13 protein-coding genes and 1 pseudogene are annotated in these 10112 nt (G+C 42.9%); 5 read left to right on the top strand and 9 right to left on the bottom strand.

Annotated features, from left to right (window positions below):
* The 6 genes and pseudogenes from VB732_RS33935 to VB732_RS33910 form a co-directional block, all read right to left on the bottom strand.
* Positions 1 to 381 (bottom strand): annotated as a pseudogene (locus tag VB732_RS33935) (hypothetical protein); the annotation flags it as partial.
* Between the two features lie 12 nt (positions 382 to 393).
* The gene (locus tag VB732_RS33930; protein WP_228058413.1) at positions 394 to 927 is read right to left on the bottom strand and encodes a hypothetical protein; all 534 of its coding nucleotides are present in this window, start codon (positions 925 to 927) and stop codon (positions 394 to 396) included.
* Positions 928 to 1095: 168 nt separating this feature from the next.
* Complete coding sequence (locus VB732_RS33925; RefSeq protein ID WP_323235215.1) at positions 1096 to 1347, bottom strand: hypothetical protein; 252 nt, start codon at positions 1345 to 1347, stop codon at positions 1096 to 1098.
* Between the two features lie 104 nt (positions 1348 to 1451).
* A complete protein-coding gene (locus tag VB732_RS33920; RefSeq protein ID WP_190735106.1) occupies positions 1452 to 1595 on the bottom strand; it encodes a hypothetical protein in 144 nt (47 codons plus the stop codon).
* A 74-nt stretch (positions 1596 to 1669) separates the two neighbouring features.
* Complete coding sequence (locus VB732_RS33915) at positions 1670 to 2254, bottom strand: hypothetical protein (protein ID WP_265277863.1); 585 nt, start codon at positions 2252 to 2254, stop codon at positions 1670 to 1672.
* Positions 2251 to 2628, bottom strand: a complete 378-nt coding sequence (locus VB732_RS33910) for a hypothetical protein (RefSeq protein WP_109013493.1) — start codon at positions 2626 to 2628, stop codon at positions 2251 to 2253. Before VB732_RS33910 ends, VB732_RS33915 begins: the two co-directional genes overlap by 4 nt.
* A 226-nt stretch (positions 2629 to 2854) precedes the next feature.
* On the opposite strand from VB732_RS33910, the gene VB732_RS33905 reads away from it, so the two are divergent.
* The 3 genes from VB732_RS33905 to VB732_RS33895 all read left to right on the top strand — a co-directional run bounded on the left by VB732_RS33905 (position 2855) and on the right by VB732_RS33895 (position 7453).
* A complete protein-coding gene (locus tag VB732_RS33905; RefSeq protein WP_244919588.1) occupies positions 2855 to 3070 on the top strand; it encodes a plasmid partition protein ParG in 216 nt (71 codons plus the stop codon).
* A gap of 593 nt (positions 3071 to 3663) precedes the next feature.
* Positions 3664 to 6813 carry a plasmid replication protein, CyRepA1 family gene (locus VB732_RS33900; RefSeq protein ID WP_323235214.1) on the top strand — a complete coding sequence of 1050 codons (3150 nt, stop codon included), beginning with the start codon at positions 3664 to 3666 and terminating at the stop codon, positions 6811 to 6813.
* A gap of 67 nt (positions 6814 to 6880) precedes the next feature.
* The gene (locus VB732_RS33895; protein WP_323235213.1) at positions 6881 to 7453 is read left to right on the top strand and encodes a hypothetical protein; all 573 of its coding nucleotides are present in this window, start codon (positions 6881 to 6883) and stop codon (positions 7451 to 7453) included.
* A 7-nt stretch (positions 7454 to 7460) separates the two neighbouring features.
* Here the strand turns inward: VB732_RS33895 and VB732_RS33890 are convergent, their stop codons facing one another.
* From VB732_RS33890 to VB732_RS33880, 3 genes are all read right to left on the bottom strand, one after another.
* The gene (locus VB732_RS33890; RefSeq protein WP_323235212.1) at positions 7461 to 7730 is read right to left on the bottom strand and encodes a hypothetical protein; all 270 of its coding nucleotides are present in this window, start codon (positions 7728 to 7730) and stop codon (positions 7461 to 7463) included.
* A gap of 88 nt (positions 7731 to 7818) precedes the next feature.
* Complete coding sequence (locus VB732_RS33885) at positions 7819 to 8208, bottom strand: hypothetical protein (protein ID WP_323235211.1); 390 nt, start codon at positions 8206 to 8208, stop codon at positions 7819 to 7821.
* A 328-nt stretch (positions 8209 to 8536) separates the two neighbouring features.
* Positions 8537 to 8662: a hypothetical protein gene (locus VB732_RS33880; RefSeq protein WP_323235210.1), complete on the bottom strand. Its 126-nt coding sequence runs from the start codon at positions 8660 to 8662 to the stop codon at positions 8537 to 8539.
* A 210-nt stretch (positions 8663 to 8872) separates the two neighbouring features.
* On the opposite strand from VB732_RS33880, the gene VB732_RS33875 reads away from it, so the two are divergent.
* Both VB732_RS33875 and VB732_RS33870 read left to right on the top strand, forming a co-directional pair.
* Positions 8873 to 9283, top strand: a complete 411-nt coding sequence (locus VB732_RS33875) for a plasmid mobilization protein (protein WP_416235802.1) — start codon at positions 8873 to 8875, stop codon at positions 9281 to 9283.
* Positions 9258 to 10112 (top strand): relaxase/mobilization nuclease domain-containing protein (locus VB732_RS33870; protein ID WP_323235208.1); only part of this gene is annotated, 855 nt, incomplete at its 3' end. The genes VB732_RS33875 and VB732_RS33870, both read left to right, overlap by 26 nt.

The raw sequence follows: 10112 nt of genomic DNA, 5'->3' as shown, positions 1-10112 counted from the left end.
TTTTTGGTCAATTCGCAGCAAGTCGGCTCTATCTTGGGCATCTATCTTACTCATCTCCGAATCAAACTCGGAGTTAAGTTTACGGATTTTACCAATTGCACCCGCAACATGAGAGCCGTATTGTTTACGAAGTTCGACCCAGGTTACTTGTCCTTTGGTCAGCTTCTCCATCGCCTCAAAGACGACCTTGGCATTGTCCAGAAATGGTTCTAATCGGTCAGATAATTCTTGGGCATTATTCGCATAATCCGCAAACTGTTCGAGCTTATTTATATCGGAGAGATAGCCCAGAATATCAGACTCAAATCCTCCCCATGCTTGTGCTTTTTCATCAATATGCGAACTATGACCAACTACCGGATTACGTATTGCAAAATCCATTGCGTTATTCTCCTAATAAGGTATTAAGTCGTAGTTGATATCTTCGTCAGATTCTGGTACTTCATCCCAGTAACCCATCTCTTCAAATCGGCTATAAATTCTCGTTGCCAGTTGCCTTATGGGGTCGTCAAAATCATCAGATATTAAATCAAATCGGTTCTCGCCAAATGCCAAGATATTTGCAATGTCAGGGTCAATGCCGTTGCCCAAGAATTGACCAAATGCAGCAGAGTATGGATGGTCATCAATGGTTGAATGAGTTGCTAAGAATTCCGTTCCTGTGAAAGGTGGGTAATCTTCACTCTCGAATATTGGTGTGTCAAGTGCCTGAATATCTGCCTCAATCCTTGCTGCCCACTGTTCAGGATTTTCTGCTTTAAATTGCTCTAATCTCAAAGCGCGGTCAGTTAGAGGTGAGCGTCCCCAATCATTGGGATTTTTGTAATCGAGTGCCATGCTGCTAAAATCCTTGTAACGATGTGTACTTGATGCACTTTCGGATGAGGCGATTGCACTTACTTTGGTCGGTGGAGGCAATCGCTTCATTATCAGTTTTCACAAAACTCAACAAGTTCAAAAACCTCCCTCTGCACTTGGTTTTGGCTTAGTTCCTTGCGCTTGCCCTTAGAGTCGTTAAAAATGAAAGGTGCATTGATTCGAGAATTAGACCGATGGCTGTAGCGCAATTGTTGACCACGGAATTGGTACAAATGATTACGCTGTAAGGCTGTCGTTGAAAGCATAAGTTTGTCCCTCAGCTTGGGAATATAACTCGATATTTAGGATGGCTTCATGAACCTCGAAGAGTGCTTGAATCGCGTCACCGAGCCGGAGGTCATTTGACGTAGTGAATCGCTCTGATGCCTCCAATTTCATGTACTCTGGCGTTGCCCTCAACATCCTCAAACTCTCTTCTTTCCCTTTGAGCATTGCTAAAATTTGCTCGACAGTCAAAATTTGCTGCATAAATATAAGCTCCAAAGAAACTAGGAATTGTGATGCAAGCTATTAGAACAACTGGGCGGATTTTGAAAGCAAGCCACTGATAATCAGACTCTAACTTTTGCCTATTATTGTTTGTTTTGGTTGACATACATTACTAAGCCCACAGTAAATAACCCAACTCCTAAAGGCGATATACAAGCAGCTACACCACCAATTAGCGAGAGGGTAGCCACACCAGAATAAAAACAAACTTCAGTCAGTAAGTGCATTTTTCTTTCCTTTGAAATGAAGTGCAAGAGAAATAGAAATCTGGCATCGGATAATGCCATCTTTGAAGCAATATCTAAGGGTTTGCTGCTAGGTTCAGAATCTCTTGCAATGACTTTTGAGCAGTTCGCTGTTTCTGGGTTATTCCCCGTTGGGACAAAAAATCTTTGGCGTTCACCCCTTTGATAGAATGAGCAGCAGTCACAAACTCGGCTGCAAACTGGTCTAAATAGCTTTCTAAGCCATCTCTGACAGTGTTGGAATGAATTTCTACAAAGTTGTCTACGACTGCTTGACCACTTAAATAAGCCAGAGTCGAAGCGATTTTCTCAATGGTCAGCACGTAATTACCAGCAAATTCCTGAAGGGCATTGACAGTACCATCAATAATCTGTTGCTGTTGTTCTATTGGTAAAGGACTATCGCTAGAAGGAGCGATCGCGGTTACTTCCCCCGTATTAAGTTCAAGGGCCTTCTGCTTGAATGTGTTGGCTAGGGTTTCAAATTCTGCCAAAGTTATTTCCTTGAGGCTATCAAAATCATCGGGGTAAGCTTCTTGAAGACTGAATCTGATAATCTCTTCAGCAACTCCCAAACGTTCGGCAGATTCTTTAATAGAAATCATTTCTGGCTTATTGGTTTTGGTGGAATTAGGACTCATGCAGCTGTACCTCTTTGAATTACTTGGGCGAACTGTGCTTGAAACTTGGCTTGACTGAATTCCTGGGGATACTTTTTGATGTAGTTCTTTACCCGTTCGACAGAACGCAGATTAGCCATCACTCGTCCAATGCGGGACAGAACCCAGCTTTGGTACGGGGATAACGGACAAGAGCGATCCGTACTGCCATCAGTTTTTACTGGGTAGGCTTGCCGATAGCCATCTATGCGGTAAAGAGCTATACCGTCCCAACTGACCAAAGTTGAACGAGCAACGTTAAGAATTTTTGCTAGTTCAGATTTCGTAACATAACTTGAGCAAAACAGACCAGGGGAATCTAAATCAAGTCCCCGTGAGGGATTTGATGTTTTCATGCTTCATTTATTGATTAATGGTCAAACAGTAATTGATAGTCAATAACAAATGCTGACAAGTAATCAACAAGTATTGACAACTAACGGTAGCTTTGGAGTGTCCACACGCTAAAAGGATTGATTTATAAGGTTTTTCCTTACTCGGCAGACACGAATTGGTTAACGGCTGTTGTTGTTTCTCTGTCTTGTCTGTTATCATAACGTATATCGCGCAATCGCGCAATACGTGGTAGACGAAGATGCCGGAGGTGATGCGAGAATACTAGATATCGCGCAAAGAGAGAAAATGTCTAAGAAAATTCCAGAGGGAATGACTGAGCTAAGTGTCTATGTGGACAAGGATGTGAAACTGAAATTTAAAGTGGCCTGTACTAAGCAAGGTAAGCCTATGGGTGAAATAGTAAACACATTACTCAAGGATTGGCTTAAGACAAATGAGTAAAGACGCGATCGCAAAGGGGAAACTAACCTATCACTCAAGCTATAGCCAAACTAGTAAGATTTGATGGATTTATTAATTGGTATCTATATACGGATTTCTGACTTTTTACTGACTGTTAGCCAAATGACAATATGTGCCTAATGTTACTCAATGATATGCTGACAAGCAAACAACATCTCAACCCCAACCAACTAAGTTCTATTTATGGTTTTAAATCGTTAAGAAATTGAGCTAATAAGCCAAAAAGTCTGCGAGGTACGAACTCACAGACTTAGGCTCAAATTCTTCATTTGATTTCGGTTGTTGTAATTTGTGGCTTCGGTGCTTAGAACCACCTACCACGCGTCCACCCCGCCAGAAAAGACAGAATGTAAAACCCCCACTGGAGTAAGAATCAAGTGGAGCCTTTTATTGATTATAAGCCTTACTTCCAACAGATTAAAAGGGAAAAAAGAACTTATTTGAAGGCTTTACCCAAACTACTTGATTCTTTTCCCTCTACCGCACAAGTTACGCCAACTGTTCTGTAGATAAAAGTTGAACATCAGTCTTTTCTTGGCGAGGGCACTGTAACCCTTGCCAGGAGAAAGAAATTGAAAAATCTATCCAGTGTTCTACCATCTGCTCTAAACCTACTGCCAGTAGAAAGCTTAAGTGAGTTTGCCAGCCGAATTGAGCGAGAATTTCTTACCGGCTCTGCGATCGCAATTTCTCTGTACACTGATAACATCCGCATCGTCTCCGACATAGAAATTAGTGCTGGGGGGGATGTCTCAACCCCAATCCACGATGCACTGAACTGGAAATATACCAGATTTGGGCATCAAGCCAAACCCACACTCCACGCCGCAATATTTTTTAATGAAGACGGTAGCCCCTGGCAAGGCAAACTCAGTCAACCGAGGACTGACGCTCAAAAAGACAAAGAGCAAAAATACGAAACCCCAGTTGGCAACGGCTCACGGGCTTATCTCCCCACCGTCAACCGAGAAAATAGACGCTTAATAGCCAACCGCTACGGTGTAGAAGTCCCCCCTCCTGGCGAAAGTTTCTGGGACTGGCTTGAACTCCACCCAGAAATCCCAATCATCATTACAGAAGGCGGTAAAAAATCCTTATGCCTGTTGTCACAGGGGTATGTAGCCATTGCCCTTTACGGAATTAACGGCGGCTACCGCAGCAAGGATTTATTAGGCAACCCTGTTAAGCCCTATCTAATCTCAGATATAGCACGATTTGCTGTTAAGGGGAGAAAATTTACCCTCGCCTTTGACCAAGACACCAATACTCTAACCCAGAGACGGGTTAACGCCGCGACTTTCCGCTTTAGCCGATTACTGACTGCCGCCGGTTCAATAGTTGATATCGCCATCTGGGACGGTCAAAAAGGACTGTGTAAAGGCGTTGATGACCTGATAGTAAATGCTGGCGCGGCTGCTTGGTCTACAGCCTTAGACCAAGCCCTTTCAGTAGCACATTGGCAGTTGTGGCAACGCTTAGAAAATCGGCTAACTTACGAACCCTCATTAAAACTGACCACAGCCGACTTATCCACCTTAGAGATCAAAGACTTACCTGAGTCAGGAATTATTGGCATCAACTCAGGTAAAGGCACTGGTAAAACTAAGTTTATGGCCAAAACAACAGCGCATTCTCCGAAGTTATTAGCACCGAGTCACAGAATTGCGCTCATACAGAATTTATGTGCCAGGGCAGATTTAGATTACCGAGGCGACTTAGATAAAGTCAACGGCAATTTTATCAAAGGATCAGCTTACAGCTTCCGAATTGGTTTCTGTGTTGATTCACTCCTAGCCATCGACCCGAAAAAATTTGCTGGCTGTGACTTAATGATTGATGAAATTGTCCAAGTTGTTCGTCACTTATTAACTTCTAGTACTTGCGATAAAGACGGGAAGCGTCCCGCATTACTAGCGAGATTTGCAGAATTAATTAGAGTCGCCCGGAGGATAATTGTTGCTGACGCTGATTTAAACAACCCAACCCTAAATTACCTCTGGGAACTGAAAGCAGATCCGGCTCCAATCTACTTAATTTATAACGACTATCAACCCAAACCCTACCACGTCACATTTATTCAAGCCAAAGATAAATCAGCTGTTATAAACGAGTTAATCCAAAATGCACGGAACATCGAGCAAGGTAAGGCGCTATACGTCACCACAGATAGCAAAGCCACCAGCAAGACAACAGCCCGACTGCTACAAAAAGAAATTCCTGGTATTAGAATCCTGCTGGTTAACTCAGAAACCAGTGGCAATCCAGACGAAAAAAGGTTTTTGAAAAATCCCGATGCAGTATTAGCTTCAGGGTTATATGACGTAATTATTTGTTCTCCCACAGTCGCCACCGGAGTCAGCATAGAAATTCCAGATAAAGTCGAGAAAGTCTATGGAATTTTCACCGGGGCATCATCCACCGACGCTGATATGTCCCAATCCTTAATTCGCGTGCGAGACAACGTAGATCGCATAGTTTGGTGTGCCAAACGTGGGACAAATTACTGTAAAGTTTCTCGCTCCAGTAATTATCTAGAAATTAAAGCCCAATTACAACAGAGAACAGATGCCACTGTTAGCTTAGTCCGTTCCAACCTTAGACCAGATATTGTTGAAGGTATTGCTAATTTCGATTGGCAATCAAACCCCCATGTTAATTTGTATGCCCGAATTAGTGCCGAGCAGAATTATTCGATGATAAATCTCTCTGATGCACTGCTAATTCGACTAAGACACGAAGGACATCAGATTACAATTGATAATCGAGAATCGGATAAAGCTGTCAAACTATTATTAAAGTCAGCCAAAGACGAAATCAAACAAATTGAAGCCAAAGACATAGTAGCCGCCGCCGATTTAACTTACCCAGAAATTGCCCTCTTGGAATCCCAAGAAGCAGTTTCACCAGAAGACGCACTAGCAATTAGAAAATATTACCTGAAAGATTTCTACTGCGTAGACGAGCTAACTTTAGAAGTTGTACTTTGGGACAAAGAAGGCCGACGACGCGGGGAACTGCTCAACTTAGAAGCGCAACTTTATCCCGAATTAGGAGTTGACAGAACAGCCAAATCATTAGAGAAACAAGCTAATTGGAATCAAGCTATTTGCCCGTGGGATATTTCCGGTACAGCACTGCGGCGCTCTATGCGAGAAGCATTTGGATTAAACGACTTTTTAGATCCAAACAAAGAATGGACTAAGGCTGACCTCAAACCCTACGCCGACAAGATTCGTCTCTATGCCTCAGAAATATTCCACCATCTCAAACTCACCATTAGCGACAAAATGAGTGATGTTCAGGTTGTGCATCAGATGTTATCGCAGTTGGGAATCAAAGCGGCTTTTCGCTGGTCGAGGTTTGAGCCGGGCTTTGAGAGGCAAAAAATTAAAGTCTACCGACTTGATGCACAAATCTGGTCTAACCTGATGTCCATATTAGCTAAACGTGCTGCACGACGCGAAAGGCTTCAAAATCTTGGTGAGTCTGATGGATCATCTATGTCTTTTAATACTCAAAATAATCTAGGAGATCCAAATCAACATCACCCGAAATCCCTTATTGAAACATTGATTGGACTTGTATGTACCGTCACGGGAGATGATGACCAGTTCTTAGTACAGAGCAAAACATTAGACAGTAGAGCCAGATGTCAGAACTTAACCAACAATACAGTCGTTTTATTGCCGTTCACCGAACTTACACCAGTAAATAGGGACTGAAATAGACCTGATAAATTGTTGCTCTCATATTTGCATTGCCATATTCAAAAGCAGTGCTGGTTCGAGCGTGGCTAATTTCTCAATAGTTTTGTGCATTCACTCTAGCCAAAATGAAAAGTTCATTATCAGACTGCGCCTGGTGACACGAACCTTCTATTTCCGCCAGATTGGACGATTACGCGCTCATCGTCGCTCCAATGTGGAGCTAACATTCTACTTCTGCGCTGACTATGACCTCAGTTTCCTTTTAACGGAACTGCCAGGCGTGAAATTAGAGGTTGTTGATGCCTGCGATTTCTGCATTGAAGCTGGTAGCCGAGATCAGCAGACTGGCCACGCCATCGTCAAAGCCTTCACCCAGCTTTGGCAGTCACAGCAGAAAATTGGCCAAACGGCGATCGCCAAAATTATAAACACTAGCCAAGGATGGGTGAGCCAATTTACCAAGCGTTGGGGGGGTTGGGCTAGGTTTAAAAAATTATTACTCCTACTATTAGATAGTCTTCATAGCAGTAGTAATAAAAATCTTACAGACTTGAGTGATGAGGAAAGGTGGTTTGCCCGTGAATACTTCCCGACGCTGATTGATGAAGTAGGGCTAAAGGATTTCGGAGTATTTTTGCTTATGAAAGAGGGATGAGTAGGGGTTAGTCTTCAAGTCCCATACTTCTACGTATCCTTCTGGCTATTTCTTTATCTTCTTTTAAGTCTTGTCTTTTCCATTCGGCGTATTCTTCTAATTCTTTGTAAATGTTACGTACTTCTTCAAGCATTTTTTCTTCTGCTTTTAAAACCTTACTATACAGTTCTATTTCAGAATTCATTATTGAGGTAGATATACCTTGATGTCCTGCTTTTTTCAATATTTCTCTCGCTCTATTGGTTTCATCTTCTGCTAGCCCTGGTTTATTTGACATACTTAATAGAACCTCTAATACTTATCTGTATTATTTAAATTTATTAGGGAATCTTCATCTAATCATCAGTAAAGCTACGTACAAATAGCTAATTTGTACTCTTGATAGGTGATTTATTAGCCTCACTACTGGTTTGAACTGTCGGCTGATTTTCAGTAACTGGATTTGATAATGAATTTCTGTTTTCGCTTGGCTCTGCCTTTGGACGGCGACGGCTGCTTTTCTTCAACTCACCGATTAAATATTTGATTCTGCTGCCAGCCAAATTAATACCCAGACCCTTCAGCATTTCTGAAACTTCGTCGTAAGTGTAGCCGTACTTATCAGAGGTCAGCTTCTCAATGTACCGTCTCATTTTCTGAACTGCGTCTCTGTCCGATACATCCTCTCGCTCTTTCGGCTTCTGTTCTTTCAGCAGATTGATGGCCTTATCAATCTTCTCTTTCGTAATCACTTCTGAATTCTGATGTTCACTCATGCTTATCTCATGAATACCGATTAACTGATAATTATCGACTATTTAAAATAATTTGTATCAATTTGGTTTCAAAATCCTACAAAAATCGGCTATTGCGGCTACGCCGAATTACCTTTTCGTATTACGGCTACGCCTTCTAGTTTTTAGTGTGGCAGCTTCGCTGGTATTCTTATTCAAGCTAATGCTAAAAAATCTGACTATTACAGCTACGCTGAATCTAGACTTTTACTTAAAACAGCTACGCTGAATTATTTTTTAGTATTGTGGCTACGCCGGACTATTATATTGTGTGGCAGCTTCGCTGAATCAGAGAATTTTCATATAGCAGCTACGCCGTTTTTACCTCTTGTGTTGTGGCTACGCCGAACCATAATTTACCGACTACTTTATTTTTTACTATTCCGGCTACGCCGTTGCTATCCTCCCCTGTAAGTTGTAGGATGATCAGCAGCACGGCTACGCCTTTATACTCCTGCCTTCAGCCCCCTGCTGTGCCCCCCGTACACACGTAGCACTCGACACCTCCCCCACCCCCGTATTTGGGCTTGAAGCCAGCCATGCCTTAAAGCTAACGCTTTACCTCGCTGCGCTCGGACGGCGGCTGGTTCAAGGGGGAGTTGCCCCCTTAAAAAACCCCCCTTGTGTTGCTCCCAAATTCTTGATTATGGCTAATCGCAAGCAGTCAAAAAAGCTCGTAAGAAAGCATCTCTTTTCAATGAGATTGAGTGATATTGAATTGGATCTGCTGCGGATAAAATCAGTTGATGCGGGAATGTCAGCGAGTGAATTGATGAGGCGTAATGGATTGCTGCGACCACTGCCCAAACGACTAAGTAAAATTAGCCTACAAACATATTGGGAATTAGGACAAATTGGCAACAACTTAAACCAACTCGTCAAAGTCACAAACACAGCGATACTCAGGGGGCGCACTCCACCAGCTAACCCGCAACTTTTACAAGAACTTTTAGAAGTGTTGCACCAGTGCAGACGAGACATTGCACAAGCTGACACGGAAGAAACTGACTGGGACGAGGAGGACGAAGAAGATGATTGGGAAGCAGACGAAGGGTAGAGGTTTTCGCAGTCTGTTAGATTATTTAGAGTCAAGCTCAGACGCTAAACTAATCGGCGGTAACATGAGTGGAAGAAATGCACGAGAATTGGCGCGGGAGTTTAAGCTATCTCGACAACTGAATTCTGATGCAGACCGAGTTGTTTATCATGTCTCATTATCCGCCGCCAAGGGTGATAAATTAGATGATGATAAGTGGAGTGAGATTGGCGATCGCTACATGAAGGAGATGGGTTTTGATGCCAATCAGTTTGTTATCTTTCGCCACCATAACACCGATGACGACCACATCCACATTGCAGCCAGCAGAATTAGGATGGATACTGGACTTTTAGTGCATGATTCCTGGGATTATGTTCGCTCTGAAAAAGTTCTGCGACAAATTGAACATGATTATGAGTTAGTGCAAGTCCAGGGCAGTAGAGAGAAACTGAATCGCACACCCAGCACCGGACAAATTAGACGCATAAGGCGAGAGCAAGAAGAATTTGAACAGGGACAACGTGACTCCCCTCCACAACGCATCATCAAAGAGTCAGTTCAGCAGACAATTGACAGAGCCGGAGTTGATAATCCCCAAATGCCAATGCTGATCATGCGGTTGCAGCAAGCTGGCATTAGCGTAAGAACAGGATTCACTAGAAATGGTAAGTCTAAAGGCATTTCTTATGAGAAAGATGGGCAAGCTTTCAGTGGCACACAGTTAGGTGCAGCTTATACCTTCCCCGGTTTGCAAAAACATCTTGCTGTTGACTACCAACCAGAACGTGATGATGAACCTATTCATGAATTGCTGCTCAAACCTGTTAAACCACTCCCAGTTGAGCAG

It is taken from the genome of Nostoc sp. UHCC 0252, from assembly GCF_034931145.1.
Lineage (GTDB): Bacteria > Cyanobacteriota > Cyanobacteriia > Cyanobacteriales > Nostocaceae > Nostoc.
Note: the sequence above shows the minus strand (reverse complement) of the source record. Positions and strands in the feature narration are given on the sequence as shown.

Excerpts from the sequence above, each read along its gene's own strand:
- VB732_RS33925 (WP_323235215.1), bottom strand. The coding sequence starts at position 1,347 with ATGCAGCAAATTTTGACTGTCGAGCAAATTTTAGCAATGCTCAAAGGG.
- VB732_RS33890 (WP_323235212.1), bottom strand. The coding sequence starts at position 7,730 with ATGTCAAATAAACCAGGGCTAGCAGAAGATGAAACCAATAGAGCGAGA.
- VB732_RS33875 (WP_416235802.1), top strand. The coding sequence starts at position 8,873 with ATGGCTAATCGCAAGCAGTCAAAAAAGCTCGTAAGAAAGCATCTCTTT.
- VB732_RS33915 (WP_265277863.1), bottom strand. The coding sequence starts at position 2,254 with ATGAGTCCTAATTCCACCAAAACCAATAAGCCAGAAATGATTTCTATT.
- VB732_RS33930 (WP_228058413.1), bottom strand. The coding sequence starts at position 927 with ATGAAGCGATTGCCTCCACCGACCAAAGTAAGTGCAATCGCCTCATCC.
- VB732_RS33920 (WP_190735106.1), bottom strand. The coding sequence starts at position 1,595 with ATGCACTTACTGACTGAAGTTTGTTTTTATTCTGGTGTGGCTACCCTC.
- VB732_RS33885 (WP_323235211.1), bottom strand. The coding sequence starts at position 8,208 with ATGAGTGAACATCAGAATTCAGAAGTGATTACGAAAGAGAAGATTGAT.
- VB732_RS33910 (WP_109013493.1), bottom strand. The coding sequence starts at position 2,628 with ATGAAAACATCAAATCCCTCACGGGGACTTGATTTAGATTCCCCTGGT.